This is a genomic window from Ramlibacter sp. GCM10027632, assembly GCF_042675325.1.
In the GTDB taxonomy this organism is placed as follows: Bacteria; Pseudomonadota; Gammaproteobacteria; order Burkholderiales; family Burkholderiaceae_C; genus Ramlibacter.
The window spans coordinates 155,942-175,342 of record NZ_JBHTGW010000006.1 but is presented as its reverse complement, the minus strand read 5'-3'; the positions used below and the strand labels follow the sequence as shown (position 1 = coordinate 175,342).

Genomic DNA, 19,401 nt, shown 5'->3' with positions numbered 1-19,401 from the left:
GAAAATTCAATAAATCATAGGCGAACGTCACCGCGCAGGGGCTCGAGCGCGGCGCTCAAAGCGTCCGACGCGAGGCGCATCTGCTCGAGCAGCCCTTCGCGGCTCAACACCTTGGCCCGGGCGCTGGAGAACACCAGGCTCACGCTGCCAACCACGGAGCCATCGGCCATCACGGGCACGCCCAGCCCATGGAGGCCGGGATCGAGTTCGCCGTGGCTCTCGCTGAAGCCCTGGCGACGCAGGGCCTGCATGTGCCGCCAGAACGCGAGCCAGTCCTCGCCCAGCCCGCTGGCGGCGATCTCGGCCTGGCGGGCCGCATGGATCTTCAGCAACTGCGCCCGGCTCATGAAGGGGAGGATGGATTTGGCGACCGCGCCGCGGAACAGGGGGTGCTGCCGGCCGCGGGTGTACGAAACGTTCAGGGACTCGACGCCGGGGACATGCAGCACGTTGATGATGTGGGAGCCGTAGACGTTGGACAGCAAGGCGTCGCAGCCGGTGGTCTGGGCCAGGCGCTGCAGGATCGGCAGGCCCACCTTGCCCACCGGGTCGGAGGTGCGCATCACGTACTCGAGCTCGATCACGCGCGGCCCGAGGACATACATGCCCCCGGTCAGGCGGGTCAGTAGGCCGGCTGCCGAGAGTTCGCGGATGTAGCGGTAGCCGCTCGAGGTGGAAAGCTGCAGGTGCTCGCAAATGGCATCCGCCGTCCAGTTCGCGTGCCCCTCGTCGAACAACTCGAGGATCGAGAGCATCTTGCTGAGGCTGGTGGCCATGGCGGTCGGCGGGCGTCGGGCACCGGCACATCCCGGCTGGGCAAGTCTAGCAACCTGACCCGACGGCTCTCTGCGAGGCCGGCACCGCGTCGTGCCGCGGGCCGCGGCCTCCAGCGGCACGGCAGCCTCAGAGATTCGGCGCCAGCAGCCGCTCGAGCTGCGCCACCTCCTCGCCGCGGCGGCGGGCCAGGTCCTGCACCTGGTCGTCGCCGATCTTGCCGACGTTGAAGTAGGTGGCCTGCGGGTGGGCCAGGTAGAAGCCGCTCACGCTGGCGGCCGGCGTCATCGCCAGGCTCTCGGTCAGCCCCATGCCGATTTCCTGCGCCTGCAGCAGCTCGAACATGCCGCGCTTGGCGCTGTGGTCGGGGCAGGCCGGGTAGCCGGGCGCGGGACGGATGCCGCGGTACTTCTCGCCGATCAGGTCCTCGTTGGACAGCGCCTCGTCCGCCGCATAGCCCCACAGGTCCTTGCGCACGCGCTCGTGCAGGCACTCGGCGAAGGCCTCGGCCAGACGGTCGGCCAGGGCCTTGAGCATGATCGCGGAGTAGTCGTCGTGGTCGTCGAGGAAGTACTGCTCCTTCTTGTCCACGCCGATGCCGGCGGTCACGGCGAAGACGCCCACGTAGTCCTTCGCCACGCCCTTGGGCGCGACGAAGTCGGCCAGGCAGCGGCTCGGGCGCATCACGCCGTCCACCGCCTGCTTCTCGGCCTGCTGGCGCAGGCCGTACCAGGTCATGGCCACCTGCGAGCGCGACTCGTCGGTGTACAGCTCGATGTCGTCGTCGTTCACGGTGTTGGCAGGCCACAGCCCCATGACCGCATTGGCGGTGAGCCAGCGGCCCTCGATCAGGCGCTTGAGCATGCGCTGGCCGTCGGCGTAGACACGCACGGCCTCGGTCCCCACGACCTCGTCCTTCAGGATCGCGGGGAACGGCCCGGCCAGGTCCCAGGTCTGGAAGAACGGGCCCCAGTCGATGTACTTCGCGAGCTCGGCGAGGTCGAAGTTGCGGAACACACGCCGGCCGATGAACTTCGGCTGCGGCGGGGTGTAGGCCGACCAGTCGATCGGCGTCTTGTTCGCGCGCGCCTTGTCCAGCGGCCACAGCGGCGCCTGCTTCTTGCCGGCGTGCTGCTGGCGCACCTTCTCGTAGTCGGCGTTCACCTCGTCGATGTACTTGGCCGCCTGCTCGGACAGCAGGCTGGTGGCCACGCTCACGCTGCGCGAGGCATCGGGCACGTAGACCACCGGGCCCTCGTAGTGGGGCGCGATCTTCACCGCCGTATGCACGCGGCTGCAGGTGGCGCCGCCAATGAGCAGCGGGATCTTGCGCAGGCGGAAGTGCTCGTCCTTCTGCATCTCGGCGGCGACGTACTGCATCTCCTCCAGCGAGGGCGTGATCAGGCCCGACAGGCCGATGATGTCCGCGCCCTCGACCTTGGCCCGCGCCAGGATCTCGTGGCAGGGGACCATCACGCCCATGTTCACCACCTCGAAGTTGTTGCACTGCAGGACCACGGTGACGATGTTCTTGCCGATGTCGTGCACGTCGCCCTTGACGGTGGCGATGACGATCTTGCCCTTGGCCTTGACGTCCTCGCCGGCCGCCTCCTGCTGGCGCTTCTCCTCCTCGATGTAGGGGATCAGGTGGGCCACCGCCTGCTTCATCACGCGGGCGGACTTCACCACCTGGGGCAGGAACATCTTGCCCTGGCCGAACAGGTCACCCACGATGTTCATGCCGTCCATCAGCGGGCCTTCGATCACGTGCAGCGGGCGGCCGCCCTGGGCCAGCACGTTGCGGTAGGCCTCCTCGGTGTCCCCGGTGATGAAGTCGGTGATGCCGTGCACCAGCGCATGCGACAGGCGCTGTTCCACCGTGCCGTTGCGCCACTCGTTGCGCTTGCTGTCGTCCTTGGCCGCGCCCTTGGCCTGCTCGGCGATCTCCACCAGGCGCTCGCCGGCGTCGGGCCGGCGATTGAGCACCACGTCCTCCACGCGCTCGCGCAGGGTGGGCTCCACCTCGTCGTAGACGCCGACCATGCCGGCGTTGACGATGCCCATGTCCATGCCCGCCTGGATGGCGTGGTACAGGAACACGGTGTGGATCGCCTCGCGCACCGGGTCGTTGCCGCGGAAGGAGAAGCTCACGTTGGACACGCCGCCCGAGACCTTGGCGCCGGGCAGGTGCTGCTTGATCCAGCGGGTGGCCTCGATGAAGTCGACCGCGTAGTTGTCATGCTCCTCGATGCCGGTGGCGATCGCGAAGATGTTGGGGTCGAAGATGATGTCCTCGGGCGGGAAGTCGAGTTCGTCCACCAGCAGCCGGTAAGCCCGCTCGCAGATCTCGATCTTGCGCTGGTAGGTGTCGGCCTGGCCCTTCTCGTCGAAGGCCATCACCACGGCGGCGGCGCCATAGCGCTTGATCAGCTTGGCCTGGTGGCGGAACGGGGCCTCGCCTTCCTTCAGGCTGATCGAGTTGACGATGGCCTTGCCCTGGATGCAGCGCAGGCCGGCCTCGATCACCTCCCACTTGGAGCTGTCCACCATGATCGGCACGCGGGCGATGTCGGGCTCGCTGGCGACCAGGTTCAGGAAGCGCACCATCGCCGCCTGGCTGTCCAGCATGGCCTCGTCCATGTTGATGTCGATCACCTGGGCGCCGTTCTCCACCTGCTGGCGGGCCACGGCCAGGGCCTCCTCGAACTGGCCGTTCAGGATCAGGCGGGCGAAGGCCTTGGAGCCGGTGACGTTGGTGCGCTCGCCGATGTTGACGAACAGCGTCTTCTCGCCGACCAGCACGGGTTCGAGGCCCGCGAGGCGCATGGGAGGGACGGGAAGGGTGTCGGGATGGGGAGCGTCGGTCTGCATGTGGACTCACCTGGCGGGGAAACACGGGGCTAGGTGAGCGCGGTTGGATTCCTCAAGCCTGACGCCGGGCGGGCCCGGCGCTGCAGCGCTCCTTGAGTGGACCGGCATTTTACCGGCTGCGCCGCGGGCGGGACAGGGCAGGCAACTCGACCGGAGTGGTTGTTACGGACCGGTCTTGCCCGCAGGAACCCGCCATGTTCAAGACCACCAGCCAACGCTTCCTCGCCCCCACCCTGGTCCACGCCGCCCAAGTGGCGACGCCCCGGGCCGCCAGCTCGTCGTCCTCGCTGACCTCGCTCAACTACGCCCTGTGCAGCCGCCTGTCTGACCTCGACCCCCACCACCCCTCGGCCCACCGGGCCGATTCGATCGAGCGCCTGCACGAGGAGTTCGCCGAGTCCCTGGCGGAGGAGTGGCGGGCCCTGGGGTCGCAGGCCCGCTCCGGCCTTTCGCCCGAGGAGCAGGACACCCTGCGCCTGAACCGCACCATCAACGCCAACCTCTCGACGACGCTGGAACACGCGCCCCGGCTGCTGCGGGCCTTCACCCCCGATGCCGACCCCGACGTGCCGGGCCACGCCGCGCTGAAATCCGAGTCGGGCAAGGTGTTCTCCCGCATGGTGCAGCACCCCACCCGTCGGGCGCAGGCCATGGTCTATGCCGCGGCCACCCGTTCGGGTGACCACAAGGCCCTGGGCATCCTGCTGCCCACCCCGCAGGAGCGCCGCGAGGTCGAGCGCATGCGCGAGCAGGCCGGCGACCGCGGGCTGGACCTGCGCACCGTGGTCCAGCTCCGCGACTACGCCCACTTCGCCACCGGCTCCTTCAACTTCTACCGGGCGGCCTCCATCCTGAAGACGATGCATGCCACCTTGGACGTGGCCCTGCTGGTGGAGGACGTGACGGCGCCGTTCACCGAGGCCATCGAGCGCCTGTGGGCCTTCCCCGACGCCCGCGTGACGGGCGACGACGTGCACAAGGGGTGGGTGGGCACCAAGGCCCTGCCGCTGGCACCCGGCACCGGATTCGAATTCAGCCGCCCCATCTCGGCCACGGTGCGGGCGGAGGGCAGCTACGTGCTGCGGGTCACGCCCGACTTGCGCAGCTACAACGTGCACCTGGTCATGCGCGGCGGTGAGGGCCAGCGGGTCAAGGCCGTCCACTTCAGCCTCTACAACGCGCTGTCCACGGTGCACGAGGGCGAGGTCATGGTGCTGCCGAACCAGCGCTTCGTGGTGAAGTCGGCCACCGAGGAGGACGTGCGGGACGGCCAGTCCCTGCAGCCGGTCACCCGCTGCATCGCGCAGAAGGTGGGCGAGCCCCACGTGCTGTGAGGCCCGCGCCGCGCCCGTGCCTTACGCGGCGTCCCTGTAGAAGAAGTCCTTGCGCACGCTGCGAGCGGCCAGCGGCGCGACGGCCTGGCCGATGGCGGCGATGTGCTCCGGCGTGGTGCCGCAGCAGCCGCCGACGATGTTGATCAGCCCCTCGGCCGCGAACTCCCGCAGCAGGCGTGCCGTGACCTCGGGGGTCTCGTCGAAGCCGGTCTCGCTCATGGGGTTGGGCAGGCCGGCGTTGGGGTAGCAGCTGATGTAGGTGTCGCCGGCCACCTTGGCCAGCTCCTGGATGTAGGGGCGCATCAGGGCCGCGCCCAGCGCGCAGTTCAGGCCCACGGCCAGCGGCTTCGCATGGCGCACCGAGTACCAGAAGGCGGTGACGGTCTGGCCGCTGAGGATGCGGCCGGAGGCGTCGGTCACCGTGCCGCTGATGATGATCGGCAGGCGCTCGCCCGATTGCTCGAAGTACTCGTCGATCGCGAACAGGGCAGCCTTGGCGTTCAGCGTGTCGAAGATGGTCTCGACCAGGATCAGGTCCACCCCGCCCTCCACCAGCGCCTGCACCTGCTCGAAGTAGGCGGCGCGCAGCTGCTCGAAGGTGACGTTGCGCGCGCCCGGGTCGTTGACGTCGGGGCTGATGCTGGCAGTGCGCGGCGTGGGGCCGAGGGCGCCGGCGACGAAGCGCGGCTTGTCCGGGGTGGAGAACTTGTCGGCGGCCTCGCGGGCCACCTTCGCGGAGGCCAGGTTCAGCTCGCGCGCCAGGTGGCCGAGCTCGTAATCGTCCTGGGCGATGGAGGTGGCGCCGAAGGTGTTGGTCTCGATCAGGTCCGCGCCGGCGGCCAGGAAGCCCTCGTGGATGTCGCGGATCACGTCCGGGCGGGTCAGGCTCAGGAGCTCGCCGTTGTTCTTCACGTCCACGCCGTGGTCGGCGAAGCGCTCGCCGCGCACCTGTTCCTCGGTCAGGCGCAGGCGCTGGATCATCGTGCCCATGGCACCGTCGATGAGGGCGATGCGCTGGGCGAGGATGCCGGGCAGGGCCTGGCCGCGGGTGTAGGCGATGGGGGAGCTCATGATCCCCGTGATTGTAGGAACTGGCAGGGTCCGGCGCGGGGCCGGGGGATCCGATGACACACCCCCGGGCGTTGCGACGACAATTCCCGGATCTTGTCCGCTCTCCTGAATTCCCCCGCCTCCGCCCCCCTCGCCGTGCTGCGCGAGGTGTTCGGCTACGAGCAGTTCCGCGGCCCGCAGGCCGCCATCATCGACCACGTCAGCGCCGGCGGCGATGCCCTGGTCCTCATGCCCACCGGCGGCGGCAAGTCGCTGTGCTACCAGGTGCCCGCCATCGTGCGCCAGCGCGCCGGGCACGGCGTGACGATCGTCGTCTCGCCCCTGATCGCGCTGATGCACGACCAGGTCGGCGCCCTGCACGAGGCCGGCGTGGAGGCCGCTTTCCTCAACTCCACCCTCAGCGGCGAGGAGGCCAGCGCGGTCGAGCGGCGCATGCTGCGCGGCGAAATCACCCTGCTGTATGCGGCGCCCGAGCGCGTGACCACGCCGCGCTTCCTGGCGCAGCTGGACTCGCTGCACGAGCGCGGGCTGCTGTCGCTCTTCGCGATCGACGAGGCGCACTGCGTGAGCCAGTGGGGCCACGATTTCCGCCCGGAATACCGCGCCCTCACCGTGCTGCACGAACGCTATGCCGGCGTGCCGCGCATCGCCCTCACCGCCACGGCCGACGCGCTCACGCGGCAGGACATCGTCGAGCGCCTGCAGCTCGAGGAGGCGCGCCAGTTCGTCTCCAGCTTCGACCGGCCGAACATCTCCTACACCATCGTCGAGAAGAAGGACCCGTCGCTGCAGCTGCTGCGCTTCATCGAGAACGAGCATGCGGGCGAGGCGGGCGTCGTCTACTGCCAGTCGCGCAAGCGGGTCGAGGACACCGCGGCCTCGCTCAAGGAGCAGGGCATCAACGCCCTGCCCTACCACGCCGGCCTCGATGCCGAGGTGCGCCAGCGCCACCAGGACCGCTTCCTGCGCGAGGACGGCATCGTGATGGTCGCCACCATCGCCTTCGGCATGGGCATCGACAAGCCCGACGTGCGCTTCGTCGCCCACCTGGACATGCCCAAGAACATCGAGGGCTACTACCAGGAGACCGGCCGCGCGGGGCGCGACGGACTGCCCGCCGCCGCCTGGATGGCCTACGGCCTGCAGGACGTGGTGAACCAGCGCCGCATGATCGACGAGAGCCCCGCCGGCGAGGAGTTCAAGCAGGTCATGCGCGGCAAGCTCGATGCCCTGCTCGCCCTGGCGGAGGCCACCGACTGCCGCCGCGTGCGGCTGCTCGGGTACTTCGGCGAGGCCAGCCAGCCCTGCGGCAACTGCGACAACTGCCTGAACCCGCCCCAGGTCTGGGACGGCACCGACGCCGCGCGCAAGCTGCTGTCCACCATCTACCGCGTGCAGCAGCTCAGTGGCATCAGCTTCGGCGCCGGCCACGTCATGGACATCCTGCGCGGCAAGGCGACGGAGAAGGTCAAGCAGTTCGGCCACGAGCAGGTCTCGACCTTCGGCATCGGCGCGGAGTTCAGCGAGGCGCAGCTGCGCGGCGTGCTGCGCCAGCTGATCGCCGTCGGCGCGCTGTCGGTCGATGCCTCGGCCTTCAACACCCTGCAGCTCACCGAGGGCTCGCGCGCGGTGCTGCGCGGTGAGCAGCAGGTCATGCTGCGCGAGGCCGTGGCCGCGCCCGCCTCGCGGGGCCGCCGCACCGCCACGGCCAAGCCCGCGGCGGCGGCGGTGGTCGCGGGGCTCACCGAGGCCGGCCAGGCGCGCTTCGCCGCCCTGCGGGCCTGGCGGGCCGAGGTGGCGCGGGCGCACAACCTGCCGGCCTACGTGGTGTTCCAGGACGCCACGCTCGCCGCCATCGCCGCGCAGGACCCGCACAGCCTGGACGACCTGCAGGGCATCAGCGGCCTGGGCGCCAAGAAGCTCGAGGCCTACGGCGAGGAAGTGCTGCGGGTGGTGGCCGGGGTGCGCTGAGGCCGGCGGGCGGGCCCGGCCGCGCACGCGGCATCACTCGAGGGACACCCCGGTCGCCTCGACGACCGGGCGCCACTTGTTCACCTCTGCCTGCAGGTAGGCCTGGAAGGCGGCGGGATCGCGGACCTGCTGCTCAAGCACCAGCCCCTGCGCTTCGAGCGTGGCGACGATCGTGGCGTCCGCGAGGACCTTCTTCAGGGCCTGGTCGATGCGCTCCACCACCGGGCGCGGCGTCCCGGCCGGGGCCAGCAGCCCGTACCAGGTGCTGGCGGAGTACCCCGGCAGGCCGGACTCGGCCACCGTGGGGATCTCCGGCGCGATCTTCACGCGCGAGCTGCTGGTGACCGCGAGCGCCCGGATGCGGCCGGACTTCACATGGGGCAGCAGCGTCATCATGCTGGAGACCATCACCGGCACTTCGCCCGACAGGAGCGCAGGCATGGCCTGCCCGGCGCCCTTGTACGGAATGCGGGTCATGCGGGTGCCCGCGCTCAGGTTGAACAGCTCGGTCGCGAACTGCGTGATGCTGGAGCTGGAGGCGTAGTTCAGGGGCGGGTTGGCCGACTTCGCGTGGCTGACCAGTTCGGGGATGGACCTCACTGGCAAGCCGGCATTCACCGCGACGATGTTGGGCGACTCGCCGACCAGGGTCACCGCGGTGAAGTCCCTGACCGAGTCGAACGGCAGCTTCCGGTAGAGGGAGGCATTGATGGCGTGAGTGCTCGGCGCGAGCAGGAGCGTGAAGCCGTCCGGCTTGGCGCGGGCCACCTGGGCCGCGGCGATGCCGCCATCGGCGCCTGGCCGGTTTTCCACCACGACGCTGGTGCCCAGCGCGCCGCCCAGGGCCTTGGACAAGGTACGGGCGACGAGGTCCGCCGGCCCACCGGCCGAAAAGCCGACGACGAGCTGGATGGCGCGGTCCGTCGGGGCGTTGCTGGCCAGGGCCGGCGCTGCGAGGGCGGCGGCCAGCCCCGCCAGGGCGGCCATGAGCGTACGGCGCGAAGGTTCAGGTTTCATGGGCTCTGTCTCCTCTTGTCATGGGTGATCGGTTCAGGCCGCGCCCCGCCCGGGGTCGCCCGCCAGCAGGCGCTTGGCCACGTAGCGCATGACGGTCACGTCGTCCTGGTTGATGATGGCCACCTCGGATGCCACGACCGCCCGCCCGTGCTTGGAAGTCGGGCGGATGCCCGTGATGCGCACATGGCCGTGGACGGTGTCGCCGACGCGCACCGGCGCCAGGATTTTCTTCTCGACCTCGAGCAGGGCCATCCCCGTGCCCTGGATCATTCCCTGGACCAGCAGGCCCTCGATCAGCGTGTACGTCAGCGCCGCCGGGACGACGCGCCCCGTCATGGCGCCCTGGTGGAGGATGTCGGTGAAGATCACCTCGGTCATGCCGGTGACGGTGATGAAGTTCATCAGGTCGGTCTCCGTCAGGGTGCGCCCGTAGGTCACGAATTCCTGCCCGGGCGCCAGGTCCTGCCAGTAGTAGCCGCGGCCGATCAGGGTGGGGGTAGGGGTGGGGGTGCTCTGGGTGTCCATCGGGTGTCGCTCTCGTCGAAGGGAAAAACGGGAAGGGCGGCCTGGCCGCGGTTCAGGTCGCGGCGGGCGCCGGTCGGCCGGCCAGCTCGGCGATGAGCGCCTCGGTGTGTTCGCCCAGGCGCGGCGGCACGCCCAGCTCAGGCCGGACCCCGTCGAACAGGACGGGCGCGCCGGGAAAGCAGAGAGGCCCCATCACCGGGTCGTCGATCCGCTGGAAGTAACCCACCGCCTGCAGGTGCGGATCGCCCGGCAGGTCTTCCGGCTCGCAGACGGCTGCCGCCGGGATCTCCAGGGCCCCGAGCCGCTCGAGCCAGTCGGCGGTCGGCCGCAGCGCCAGCAGCGAGGCCAGCGTCTCGTACACGAAATCGGTGTGTTCACTGCGCGCCGCGATGTTGGCGAACCGGGGGTCGTCCACCAGGTCGGCGCGGCCGGCATCGTGCAGCAGGTCGCGCCAGTGGCGGTCGGTGTAAGGCATCACGCAGAGATAGCCGTCGCGCGTCGCGAACGGCTTGCGCCACCGCCCGAGGGCCCGTGGATAGCCCATCGTTCCGTCGCGGCCGGCGAAGGTCCGGCCGTGCATGTGTTCCACCAGGGTGTACGACACGATCGACTCGAACATCGGCACTTCGACCGTGCAGCCCCCGCCCTGGCGCTCGCGCCGCACCACGGCGGCCAGGATGGCGCCCGCGGCCATCGCGCCGACGGTCTTGTCCGCGACGATGGTGGGCAGGTAATGCGGCGCACGCTGGCCGTGTCGCCCGGCCAGCGCGGCCAGGCCGGACATGCCCTGGATGATGTCGTCGTAGGCCGGCTTGCCGCCGTAGGGGCCGTCCTGCCCGAAGCCGGTCAGGCTGACATGCACCAGGCGGGGGTTCAGGGCGCGGGCCTGGTCGGCAGCCAGGCCCAGGGCATGCAGCTTCTGGGGCCGGATGTTGTGGACGAGGACATCGGCCGAGCAGATCAGCCGCGCCAGCAGCGGCCGCGAGGCCGGGTCCTTGAGGTCCAGCACGAGGCTGCGCTTGCCGCGGTTGACCCCCAGGAACAGCGAGGCCATGTCCTTCTCGGTCGAGACCCCGGTGCGACGGGAGTCGTCCCCCTCGGGCGGCTCGATCTTGATCACGTCGGCGCCGTAGGACGCCAGGAGCTGGGTCGCGTAGGGGCCCATCACGACATTGCAGAAGTCGATGATCCGGATTCCGTCGAGGGGCAGCATGGTCGGCGTACAGGCCAGTAGTGAAGGGATGGCCGCCACGATAGGACTGGCATCGATCACAAGCCAATACAATATTTCGACGGATTGATCGCATTTCGCGATCAGCCTCAGGCTCCCGCCCGGCAAGGCTCCCCATGAACGACCGGCAGCTTCGGCATTTCCTCGCGCTCGGCGAACTGCTCAATTTCCGCAAGGCCGCGGAGCGGCTGAACATCGTGCAGCCCGCGCTGTCGGCGTCGATCCGCCGCCTCGAGGAGGAGTTCGGCACGCCCCTGTTCGAGCGCACCACGCGCCATGTCCGGCTCACCCCGTCCGGCGAGGCTGCGCTCGCCGAGGCCCGCAAGGCGGTCCAGCACCTCGACCAGGCCCTGCACAATGCCCGGGCCGCGGTCGACGGCACGTTCGGCCACCTGTCCATCGGCTTCGTCGGTTCGGCCAGCTACACGCTGCTGCCCAAGGTCGTGCGGGCCTTCCGCACCGAGTTCCCCGACGTCGTGCTGTCGCTCCAGGAATCCGCCGGCCGCCGGATCCTGCAGTTGATCGAGCAAGGCGAGATGGACCTGGGGCTGGTGCGGACCCCCGCCGTCTTCAGCCCGCACGTCGTGCTCACCCCGGTGGAGCGTGACCAGCTGGTGGCGGTCCTGCCCAACGACAGCCCGTGGGCACCGCCGGCGAAGGCCCGCAGCCTCCCGCTGGCGCGGCTCGCCGCGGCGCCCTTCATCAACTATTCCCATGCCGAGTCGCCGATGCTGCACATGGCGGTGGTCAATGCCTGCCGGGAAGCCGGGTTCTCCCCGAACATCGTGCAGGAAGCGATCCAGGTGCAGACCGTGATCACCCTGGTCGAGAGCGGCCTCGGCGTCGGCCTGGTGCCGGCCGTGGCCGCCCACCACAAGCCCGGCAATGCGCGCCTGATCAAGCTGGCCCACCCGACCCCGGCCTGCGAGACCGGGCTGGCGATCGCCTGGAACCCCGCACACCTGCGCGGGGTGAGCCGCAACTTCATCGATACGCTGCGGCGGGTCACCGCCGCCCGACCGTCCCGCCGGCCGGCGCCGGCCGCCGGGTCGTGAAGGGGGCCGGGCGCCTCAGGCCCCGTCCAGCAGCCGCACCTTCACGCCACGGCCCTTGATGCGCGCCGCATTCAGGCGGCTGGCCGCCTGCGCCGCGATGCTGCGCTCCACCGCGACATAGGTCGAGAAGTCGTTGATGTCGATCTTGCCCACCTGCTCGCGGGTGTAGCCCAGGTCGGCGGTGAGCGCGCCCAGCACGTCGCCCGCGCGGATCTTGTCCTTGCGGCCGGCCTGGATCTGCAGCGTGGCCATCGGCGGCACCAGCGGGCCGCCCGGGGCGGGCTTGAGCTCGGACAGCGGGTGCCATTCGCTCTCGCGGCCCTGCAGCTGGTCGATGCGGCCGACCGCGCCCATCTCGTCCAGGCTGGCCAGGCTCAGCGCCAGGCCGCTCTCGCCCGCGCGGCCGGTGCGACCGATGCGGTGCACATGCACCTCGGGGTCGGGCGTCACGTCGACGTTGATCACCGCCGCCAGGCTGGCGATGTCCAGCCCGCGCGCGGCCACGTCGGTGGCCACCAGCACCGAGCAGCTGCGGTTGGCGAAGCGCACCAGCACCTGGTCGCGCTCGCGCTGCTCCAGTTCACCGTACAGGGCCAGGGCATGGAAGCCCTCGGCCTGCAGGGCGGCGACGAGGTCGCGGCAGCGCGCCTTGGTATTGCAGAAGGCCAGCGTGCTGGCCGGGCGGAAGTGCAGCAGCAGCTGGCTCACCGCCGGGATGCGCTCGCGCTCGGCCACCTCGTACCAGCGCTGCTCGATCTGGCCGCCGGTGTGCTGGGCCTCCACCTTCACCGTGACCGGCTCGCGCATGAAGCGGCTGGCCAGCTTGGCGATGCCCTCGGGGTAGGTGGCGGAGAACAGCAGGGTCTGGCGCTGCGCCGGGCACTGGCTGGCGACCTTGGCGATGTCGTCGAAGAAGCCCATGTCGAGCATGCGGTCGGCCTCGTCCAGCACCAGGGTGTTGAGCGCGTCGAGCTGCAGGCTGCCGCGGTCCAGGTGGTCCATCACCCGGCCCGGCGTGCCGACCACGATGTGGGCGCCATGGCCCAGCGTCGTCACCTGCCCGCGCAGCGGCACGCCGCCGCACAGGGTGACGACCTTGATGTTGTCCTCGGCCCGCGCCAGCCGGCGGATCTCGGCCGTGACCTGGTCGGCCAGCTCGCGCGTGGGGCACAGCACCAGCGTCTGCACCGCGAAGCGGCGCGGGTTGAGGTTGGCCAGCAGGGCGAGTGCGAAGGCGGCGGTCTTGCCGCTGCCGGTCTTGGCCTGGGCGATCAGGTCCTTGCCGAGCAGGGCCGTCGGCAGGCTGGCGGCCTGGATGGGGGTCATCGCCAGGTAGCCCAGGCGCTGAAGGTTGGCCAGGGTGGCGGGAGACAGGGGAAGGGTCGAGAAGTCGGTCGCGGGCATGGTCGATTGTCCGCCATGCCCGGCCGCAGCGCAGCCTTGGCGCCGCCGCGGCGGCCCCGGCGCGGCCACCCGGGTGGGAATGGCGCACGCATGGCGGACAATCGGTGCTTTGGATCAGGACGACAGACGATGGTGGCGCGCAAGAGCGAATGGGCGGTCAAGGTGATGGCGGTGCTGCGGACGGGCAACACCGCCGCCGCGATCGCGCAGATCAAGGTCGCGCCCAGCGTGAAGGACCTCAACGCCCTGCGCACGGCCATGGCCGCCGCCCAGCTGGCCGGCCGCTGGCGCGACGTGGACCTGGCCATCGACGAGAACCATGCCCTGCTCAGCGCACCGCGCCTGCACCGCGCACCCTGAGAAGCGGTGAACCCCATGTCCTTCGACTCCCTGGGCCTGTCCCCGGCGCTGGTGCAGGCCGGCGCGAAGCTCGGCTTTGCCGAACCGACCCCGATCCAGGCCCAGGCCATCCCCGCCGTGCTGCGCGGCGCCGACCTGCTGGGCCTGGCGCAGACCGGCTCCGGCAAGACCGGCGCCTTCGCCCTGCCGGTGCTCGAGCGCCTGCTGGCCCGCCCCGCCGAGGGCCGGCGCCGCGTGCGCGCCCTGGTGCTGGTGCCCACCCGCGAACTCGCCGCGCAGGTGGGCGAGGTGTTCCGCAGCCTGTCGCGTGACGCGGCGCGGCCGCCCAAGGTGGCGGTGCTGTTCGGCGGCGTCTCGGTCAACCCGCAGATGATGGGCCTGCGCGGCGGCGCGGACGTGGTGGTCGCCACGCCCGGCCGCTTGCTGGACCTGCTCGATCGCAACGCGCTGCGGCTGTCCGACGTCGAGGTGCTGGTGCTCGACGAGGCCGACCGCCTGCTGGACCTCGGCTTCGCCGAGGAGCTGGCCCGCGTGCTGGCCCTGCTGCCGGCGCGGCGCCAGAACCTGTTCTTCTCGGCCACCTTTCCGCCGGCGGTGCAGGCCCTGGCCGAGCCGCTGCTGCGCGACCCGGTGCGGGTGGAGCTCACCGCAGCCGACGCGCCGGTACCCGCCATCGTGCAGCGCGCGATCCAGGTCGACGCGGCCCGCCGCACCGCCCTGCTCAAGCACCTGGTGCAGGAGGGCGGCTGGGACCGGGTGCTGGTCTTCGTCGCCACCCGGCATGCCGCCGAGCATGTGGCGCTGAAGCTGTACAACGCCGGCCTCTACGCCACGCCGCTGCACGGCGACCTGACCCAGGGTCAGCGCAACGAGGTGCTGCGCCAGTTCCGCGACGGCGGCTTCGACATCGTGGTCACCACCGACCTGGCGGCGCGCGGCATCGACATCCCCGAGCTGCCGGTGGTGGTGAACTACGACCTGCCGCGCTCGCCCACCGACTACACCCACCGCATCGGCCGCACCGGGCGCGCCGGCGCCAGCGGGCAGGCGATCAGCTTCGTCAGTGCCGCCACCGAGGCGCATTTCCGGCTGATCGAGAAGCGCCAGGGGCTGGTGCTGCCGCGCGAGCAGGTGCCGGGCTTCGAGCCGACGGACCCCTCGCCCGCCGAGGCCGCGCCCGCGCCTGGCCAGGCGCCCGGCAAGCTGCCGCCCGGCACCGGCGGCATCAAGGGCAAGCGCCCGAGCAAGAAGGACAAGCTGCGTGCGGCCGCGGCCGGCAAGGGCGGAAGCTGATCACCGCGCGCCGGGCACGGCCCGCGATGCGGGACAATCCGGCGCCATGACTGACGCCACCCAAAGCCCCGATCGCCCCGCACTCCCCGACCACCTCTCCATCGACCCGCGCAGCCCGCACTACGTCGCGGCCGTGTTCCAGCACGACGTGGGCATTCGCTTCAACGGCAAGGAGCGCCACGACGTCGAGGAGTACTGCGTGAGCGAGGGCTGGATCAAGGTCCCCGCCGGCAAGACCGTGGACCGCAAGGGCAACCCGCTGATGATCAAGCTCAAGGGCCAGGTCGAGGCGTTCTACCGCTGACGGCCCCCGGAGACCCTCAGGCCTTCGCCCGCAGGGCCTCCAGCAGCAGCAGGGCTGCCGGCGGCAGGGTCTCACGCCCCCGGTGGCACAGCACGAACTGGCGCCGCACCCAGGGCTCGTGCAGCGGCAGCAGCTCCACGGCCAGCGCCTCCCCGTAGATCTGCGCCACCTCGCGCGGCACCAGGGCCACGGCCGAGCCGGCCTGGACGAAGCGCAGCGCGGCCTCGTAGCTGCGCACCGTCACCCGGTAGCTCACCGCCTTGGCCACCCGCGCCGCCTCCCGGTGCAGCATCAGCTCCAGGTGCGAGCTCAGGGGCATGCGCACCTGCTCGAAGTCCAGCATGTCGGCATAACGCACCCGTCGCAGCCGCGTCAGCGGGTGGCGCCGGGGCACGGCCACGCAGAGGTGGTCGTTGCGGTAGGGCTCGGTCTTGAGGCCGCCCAGGTCGATCGCATCCCAGCAGATGCCCAGCGAGGCCGCGCCGGCGCGCACGCCCTCCACCACGGCGGGCGAGACCATCTCCTCCACGTCGACCCGGATGTCGCGGTGGGCGGGCTGGCCCAGAAAATGGGCCAGGTCGGCCGCCAGCGACTCCAGCATCACCGCCCCCGTGGCCAGCAGCTGCACCCGGCCGTGCAGGCCGCGGGCCTGCAGCGCCACGTCCCGCTCGATGCGGTCCGCGCTCAGGAGGATGGCCCGGGCATGCTCCAGCACCCGTTCGCCCACCGCCGTGAGCACCACGCCCTGGCGCCGCCGCTCGAGCAGGCGCGCGCCCACCCGGTCCTCCAGCTGCGTCAGCCGCTTGCTCACCGACGAGGCCGACAGCCGCGCCCGGTCGGCCGCACGCCCCAGGCTGCGGCTCTCGCACACCTGCACGAAGACGCGCAGGGAAATCAGGTCGAGGTCGTGCACGGCTCGCTTTCTTTTTGGGAATTTGATGGATTCTAAAAATGAAAAGATTTCCATCAAAGAATCTCTAGACTCGCGCCATCGAGAGACCCCCGCCCGAGGAAGACCCATGGATCCCACCGCCTGGCCCCCCCGCGTGACCCTGCGCGAAGTCGGCCTGCGCGACGGCCTGCAGGCCATCGCCCGCACCCTGCCCACCGAGCAGAAGAAGGAATGGATCCGCGAGGCCTGGGAGGCCGGCGTGCGCGAGATCGAGGTCGGCTCCTTCGTCCCCGCCCGCCTGCTCCCGCAGCTGGCCGACACCGCCGACCTGGTGAGCCATGCCCGCACCCTGCCCGGCCTGAGCGTGTCGGTGCTGGTGCCCAACCTCAAGGGCGCCGAGGCGGCCATGGCCAGCGGCGCGCACTGGATGCTGCTGCCGCTGTCGGCCAGCCACGCGCACAGCCTGGCCAACCTGCGCCGCACACCGGACGAGGTCGTGGCCTCGGTGGCGGAGATGGTCCGCGCCCGCAACGAGCGCGGCAGCGACATCCGCATCGAGGTCGGCATCAGCACCGCGCTGGGCTGCACCCTGCAGGGCGAGGTGCCGGTGGCCGAGGTGCTGCGCCTGCTGGAGGCCGTGCTGGCCCTGGGCGTGGACCGCGTGAGCATCGCCGACACGGTGGGCTACGCCGACCCGCGCCAGGTGGCCGACCTGTTCCGCCAGGCCCGCGCCGTCTGCGGCGACAAGCTCGACGCCGCCCACTTCCACGACACCCGCGGCCTGGGCATCGCCAACGTGATGGCCGCGCTGCACGAAGGCCAGACCCGCTTCGACGCCTGCCTGGCCGGCCTCGGCGGCTGCCCGCACGCGCCCGGCGCCAGCGGCAACGTCGCTACCGAGGACCTGGCCTACCTGTTCGCCAGCATGGGCATCGCCACCGGGATCGACCTGCCGCGCCTGCTCGCGCTGCGCGCCAAGGTGGCCGGCTGGCTGGCGGGAGAATGCCTGAGCGGCAGCATCGCCCGCGCCGGCCTGCCCAAGACCCTTGCCCCGCGCGAGCCCCTGGAATCCCCATCCCACGCATGAACGAGAAGAAAACCTCCCTCCCCCTCGAAGGCCTGCGCGTCGTCGAGTTCACCCACATGGTCATGGGCCCCACCTGCGGCGTGGTGCTGGCCGACCTCGGCGCCGAGGTGATCAAGGTCGAGCCCATCGAGGGCGACCGCACCCGCCACCTGCTCGGCGCGGGCTCGGGCTTCTTCCCGATGTTCAACCGCAACAAGAAGAGCATCCGCATCAACCTGCAGGACCCGAAGGGCGCCGAGGTGGCGCGCCGGCTCTGCGCGACGGCCGACGTGGTGGCCGAGAACTTCAAGCCCGGCTCCATGGCCAAGTACGGCCTGGACTACGCCAGCCTCTCGGCCCGGGACCCGCGCATCATCTACGCCAGCCTCAAGGGCTTCCTGCCCGGCCCCTACGACCACCGCACCGCGCTCGACGAAGTGGTGCAGATGATGGGCGGCCTGGCCTACATGACCGGCCGCCCCGGCGACCCGCTGCGCGCCGGCACCAGCGTGAACGACATCATGGGCGGCCTGTTCGGCGCCATCGGCGTCATGGGCGCGCTGATCCAGCGCGGCATCACCGGCCGCGGCCAGGAGGTGCAGTCGGCGCTGTTCGAGAACAACGTCTTCCTGGTCGGCCAGCACATGCTGCAGTACGCCATCACCGGCAAGCCGGCCGAGCCCATGCCGAACCGCATCTCGGCCTGGGCGGTCTATGACGTCTTCACGGTGAAGGACGGCGAGCAGATCTTCCTGGCCGCGGTGAGCGACCCGCAGTGGCAGACCTTCTGCGACATCCTCGGCTTTGCGGACCTCCAGGCCGACCCGCGCTACGCCACCAACAACGCCCGCGTGGAGCTGCGCGACGCCGAGCTGCTGCCCACCCTGCGCCAGCGCCTCGCGGCCTTCAGCGCGCGCGAGCTGGCCGAGCGCTTCGAGCGCGCCGGCCTGCCCTTCGCGCCCATCGTGAAGCCCGAGGAGCTGTTCGACGACCCGCACCTGCAGGCCACCGGCGGCCTGGCCGAGGTGCGCCTGACCGACGGCCCGCGCGCCGGCTCCACGGCCCGCGCCGCGCTGCTGCCCTTCACGATGGGCGGCGAGCGCCTGGGCGTGCGCGAGCAGCCGCCGACGCAGGGCCAGCACACGGACGAACTGCTCGCGGCCCTCGGGATCGACGCCGCAACCATCGCCCAGCTTCGCGAGACCCGCGCGGTCGCCTGAACCGCCCGCGCACCGACACGACAGGAGACGACGCATGCCCCCCCTCACGATCACCCGCCGCCAGGCCCTGGGCTGGCTCGGCGCCACCGCCGCCGGCAGCGGCCTCGCGCAGGCCGACCGGCCGGTGCGCATCATCCTGCCGGTCAGCGCCGGCTCGGGCGTGGACGCCATCACCCGCGCGGCCTCCGCGCAACTGGGCAAGGCCCTGGGTCAGACGGTGGTCGTGGAGAACCAGCCCGGCGCGGGCGGCGTGGTGGGCACCACGAGCCTGGTGAAGTCGGCGCCCGACGGCCAGACCCTGGGCATGGTGTCGAACAACCACGTGATCTACCCCTCGGTGCTGAAGTCGGTGCCCTTCGACCCGGTGGCCGACATCACCCCGATCAGCGTGGTCTGCGCCACGCCCATGCTGCTGGTGGTCAACCCCTCGGTGCCGGCGAAGAACCTGCGCGAGTTCGCCGACCTGCTCAAGTCGCGGCCCGGCAAGCTGAACTTCGCCTCCTCGGGCAACGGCACCATCCTCCACCTGGGCGCCGAGTTGTTCAAGGACGTCACCGAGACCTTCTCGACCCACATCCCCTACCGCGGAACCGGGCCGATGCTGCAGGACCTGGTGGGCGGCCAGGTGGACTGGGGCGTGGTGGCCCTGCCCGCCGCCCTGGGCCAGGTGCGCGCCGGGCAGCTGCGCGCACTGTGCATCGCCTCGCCCCAGCGCAGCGCCGCGGCTCCGGAGATCCCCACCGCGGCGGAGCAGGGTTTCGCCAGGTACATCGTGGAAGGCTGGGTCGCCGCCGTCGGGCCCAAGGGTCTCGCGCCCGACCTGGTCAGGCGCCTGCACCAGGCCTTCATCACCGCCTACTCGGCGCCCGAGGTGCGCGAGGCGATGGCCAAGCAGGGCAACACCATGATCCTGGGCACCCCTGAAGCAGCAGCGCCGCATTTCCGCGCGGAGCTGGCGCGGTATGCGGCGCTGGTGAAGAAGGCGGGGGTGGTGCCGCAGTAAGCGGCACGGG

At 71.0% G+C, this 19,401-nt stretch carries 17 protein-coding genes and 1 riboswitch; of the genes, 9 read left to right on the top strand and 8 right to left on the bottom strand.

The genetic code is table 11. The annotated features are described in order from the left end of the window. Positions 1–14 precede the first annotated feature (14 nt). Positions 15–776 carry an IclR family transcriptional regulator gene (locus ACFQZY_RS11250; protein WP_377415735.1) on the bottom strand — a complete coding sequence of 254 codons (762 nt, stop codon included), beginning with the start codon at positions 774–776 and terminating at the stop codon, positions 15–17. Between the two features lie 127 nt (positions 777–903). Further along, a complete protein-coding gene (gene metH / locus ACFQZY_RS11245; protein ID WP_377415733.1) occupies positions 904–3,600 on the bottom strand; it encodes a methionine synthase in 2,697 nt (898 codons plus the stop codon). Between the two features lie 73 nt (positions 3,601–3,673). Then, positions 3,674–3,745: riboswitch (S-adenosyl-L-homocysteine riboswitch) on the bottom strand. A 94-nt stretch (positions 3,746–3,839) separates the two neighbouring features. Here metH and ACFQZY_RS11240 point away from each other — a divergent pair. After that, on the top strand, positions 3,840–4,979 hold the full coding sequence (locus ACFQZY_RS11240) for a hypothetical protein (protein ID WP_377415732.1): 1,140 nt from the start codon (positions 3,840–3,842) through the stop codon (positions 4,977–4,979). A gap of 21 nt (positions 4,980–5,000) precedes the next feature. Here ACFQZY_RS11240 and ACFQZY_RS11235 read toward each other — a convergent pair whose 3' ends face one another. Next, the gene (locus ACFQZY_RS11235) at positions 5,001–6,050 is read right to left on the bottom strand and encodes a homocysteine S-methyltransferase family protein (RefSeq protein ID WP_377415730.1); all 1,050 of its coding nucleotides are present in this window, start codon (positions 6,048–6,050) and stop codon (positions 5,001–5,003) included. A gap of 93 nt (positions 6,051–6,143) precedes the next feature. Here ACFQZY_RS11235 and recQ point away from each other — a divergent pair, with 93 nt between their 5' ends. After that, positions 6,144–8,021, top strand: a complete 1,878-nt coding sequence (gene recQ, locus ACFQZY_RS11230; protein WP_377415728.1) for a DNA helicase RecQ — start codon at positions 6,144–6,146, stop codon at positions 8,019–8,021. A 33-nt stretch (positions 8,022–8,054) separates the two neighbouring features. Here the strand turns inward: recQ and ACFQZY_RS11225 are convergent, their stop codons facing one another. From ACFQZY_RS11225 to ACFQZY_RS11215, 3 genes are read right to left on the bottom strand one after another with little or no spacing between them, the layout of a single operon-like run. Then, on the bottom strand, positions 8,055–9,038 hold the full coding sequence (locus tag ACFQZY_RS11225) for a tripartite tricarboxylate transporter substrate binding protein (RefSeq protein WP_377415726.1): 984 nt from the start codon (positions 9,036–9,038) through the stop codon (positions 8,055–8,057). Between the two features lie 33 nt (positions 9,039–9,071). Next, a complete protein-coding gene (locus ACFQZY_RS11220) occupies positions 9,072–9,563 on the bottom strand; it encodes a MaoC family dehydratase (RefSeq protein ID WP_377415724.1) in 492 nt (163 codons plus the stop codon). Positions 9,564–9,615: 52 nt separating this feature from the next. Further along, a complete protein-coding gene (locus tag ACFQZY_RS11215) occupies positions 9,616–10,776 on the bottom strand; it encodes a CaiB/BaiF CoA transferase family protein (protein WP_377415722.1) in 1,161 nt (386 codons plus the stop codon). Positions 10,777–10,910: 134 nt separating this feature from the next. Here ACFQZY_RS11215 and ACFQZY_RS11210 point away from each other — a divergent pair, with 134 nt between their 5' ends. Then, positions 10,911–11,849, top strand: coding sequence for a LysR family transcriptional regulator (locus tag ACFQZY_RS11210; RefSeq protein WP_377415720.1), 939 nt, complete (start codon positions 10,911–10,913; stop codon positions 11,847–11,849). A gap of 15 nt (positions 11,850–11,864) precedes the next feature. Here ACFQZY_RS11210 and dbpA read toward each other — a convergent pair whose 3' ends face one another. Next, the gene (gene dbpA, locus ACFQZY_RS11205; protein ID WP_377415719.1) at positions 11,865–13,253 is read right to left on the bottom strand and encodes an ATP-dependent RNA helicase DbpA; all 1,389 of its coding nucleotides are present in this window, start codon (positions 13,251–13,253) and stop codon (positions 11,865–11,867) included. 129 nt (positions 13,254–13,382) lie between these two features. Here dbpA and ACFQZY_RS11200 point away from each other — a divergent pair, with 129 nt between their 5' ends. From ACFQZY_RS11200 to ACFQZY_RS11190, 3 genes are read left to right on the top strand one after another with little or no spacing between them, the layout of a single operon-like run. Then, positions 13,383–13,613: a hypothetical protein gene (locus tag ACFQZY_RS11200; protein ID WP_377415717.1), complete on the top strand. Its 231-nt coding sequence runs from the start codon at positions 13,383–13,385 to the stop codon at positions 13,611–13,613. A 15-nt stretch (positions 13,614–13,628) separates the two neighbouring features. Continuing rightward, entirely contained in the window at positions 13,629–14,906 is a 1,278-nt protein-coding gene (locus ACFQZY_RS11195; RefSeq protein ID WP_377415716.1) for a DEAD/DEAH box helicase, read from the top strand. Positions 14,907–14,952: 46 nt separating this feature from the next. Further along, entirely contained in the window at positions 14,953–15,210 is a 258-nt protein-coding gene (locus ACFQZY_RS11190; RefSeq protein ID WP_377415715.1) for a DUF3297 family protein, read from the top strand. A gap of 16 nt (positions 15,211–15,226) precedes the next feature. On the opposite strand, the gene ACFQZY_RS11185 is transcribed toward ACFQZY_RS11190, so the two are convergent. Further along, positions 15,227–16,123, bottom strand: a complete 897-nt coding sequence (locus ACFQZY_RS11185; protein ID WP_377415714.1) for a LysR family transcriptional regulator — start codon at positions 16,121–16,123, stop codon at positions 15,227–15,229. A gap of 106 nt (positions 16,124–16,229) precedes the next feature. Between ACFQZY_RS11185 and ACFQZY_RS11180 the strand changes: the two genes are divergently transcribed. Genes ACFQZY_RS11180 through ACFQZY_RS11170 form a run of 3 tightly spaced genes read left to right on the top strand, consistent with a single transcriptional unit; the run spans position 16,230 to position 19,391 of the window. Next, complete coding sequence (locus ACFQZY_RS11180; protein ID WP_377415713.1) at positions 16,230–17,189, top strand: hydroxymethylglutaryl-CoA lyase; 960 nt, start codon at positions 16,230–16,232, stop codon at positions 17,187–17,189. Beyond that, positions 17,186–18,388: a CaiB/BaiF CoA transferase family protein gene (locus tag ACFQZY_RS11175; protein ID WP_377415712.1), complete on the top strand. Its 1,203-nt coding sequence runs from the start codon at positions 17,186–17,188 to the stop codon at positions 18,386–18,388. The genes ACFQZY_RS11180 and ACFQZY_RS11175 overlap by 4 nt, the downstream gene beginning before the upstream one ends. A gap of 34 nt (positions 18,389–18,422) precedes the next feature. Next, on the top strand, positions 18,423–19,391 hold the full coding sequence (locus tag ACFQZY_RS11170; RefSeq protein WP_377415711.1) for a Bug family tripartite tricarboxylate transporter substrate binding protein: 969 nt from the start codon (positions 18,423–18,425) through the stop codon (positions 19,389–19,391). Positions 19,392–19,401 lie beyond the last annotated feature (10 nt).

Bases quoted from the DNA above. Each gene is read 5' to 3' on its own strand.
- ACFQZY_RS11250 (WP_377415735.1), bottom strand. From the start codon at position 776: ATGGCCACCAGCCTCAGCAAGATGCTCTCGATCCTCGAGTTGTTCGAC.
- metH (WP_377415733.1), bottom strand. From the start codon at position 3,600: ATGCGCCTCGCGGGCCTCGAACCCGTGCTGGTCGGCGAGAAGACGCTG.
- ACFQZY_RS11240 (WP_377415732.1), top strand. From the start codon at position 3,840: ATGTTCAAGACCACCAGCCAACGCTTCCTCGCCCCCACCCTGGTCCAC.
- ACFQZY_RS11235 (WP_377415730.1), bottom strand. From the start codon at position 6,050: ATGAGCTCCCCCATCGCCTACACCCGCGGCCAGGCCCTGCCCGGCATC.
- ACFQZY_RS11225 (WP_377415726.1), bottom strand. From the start codon at position 9,038: ATGAAACCTGAACCTTCGCGCCGTACGCTCATGGCCGCCCTGGCGGGG.
- ACFQZY_RS11220 (WP_377415724.1), bottom strand. From the start codon at position 9,563: ATGGACACCCAGAGCACCCCCACCCCTACCCCCACCCTGATCGGCCGC.
- ACFQZY_RS11215 (WP_377415722.1), bottom strand. From the start codon at position 10,776: ATGCTGCCCCTCGACGGAATCCGGATCATCGACTTCTGCAATGTCGTG.
- ACFQZY_RS11210 (WP_377415720.1), top strand. From the start codon at position 10,911: ATGAACGACCGGCAGCTTCGGCATTTCCTCGCGCTCGGCGAACTGCTC.
- dbpA (WP_377415719.1), bottom strand. From the start codon at position 13,253: ATGCCCGCGACCGACTTCTCGACCCTTCCCCTGTCTCCCGCCACCCTG.
- ACFQZY_RS11200 (WP_377415717.1), top strand. From the start codon at position 13,383: ATGGTGGCGCGCAAGAGCGAATGGGCGGTCAAGGTGATGGCGGTGCTG.
- ACFQZY_RS11195 (WP_377415716.1), top strand. From the start codon at position 13,629: ATGTCCTTCGACTCCCTGGGCCTGTCCCCGGCGCTGGTGCAGGCCGGC.
- ACFQZY_RS11190 (WP_377415715.1), top strand. From the start codon at position 14,953: ATGACTGACGCCACCCAAAGCCCCGATCGCCCCGCACTCCCCGACCAC.
- ACFQZY_RS11180 (WP_377415713.1), top strand. From the start codon at position 16,230: ATGGATCCCACCGCCTGGCCCCCCCGCGTGACCCTGCGCGAAGTCGGC.
- ACFQZY_RS11175 (WP_377415712.1), top strand. From the start codon at position 17,186: ATGAACGAGAAGAAAACCTCCCTCCCCCTCGAAGGCCTGCGCGTCGTC.
- ACFQZY_RS11170 (WP_377415711.1), top strand. From the start codon at position 18,423: ATGCCCCCCCTCACGATCACCCGCCGCCAGGCCCTGGGCTGGCTCGGC.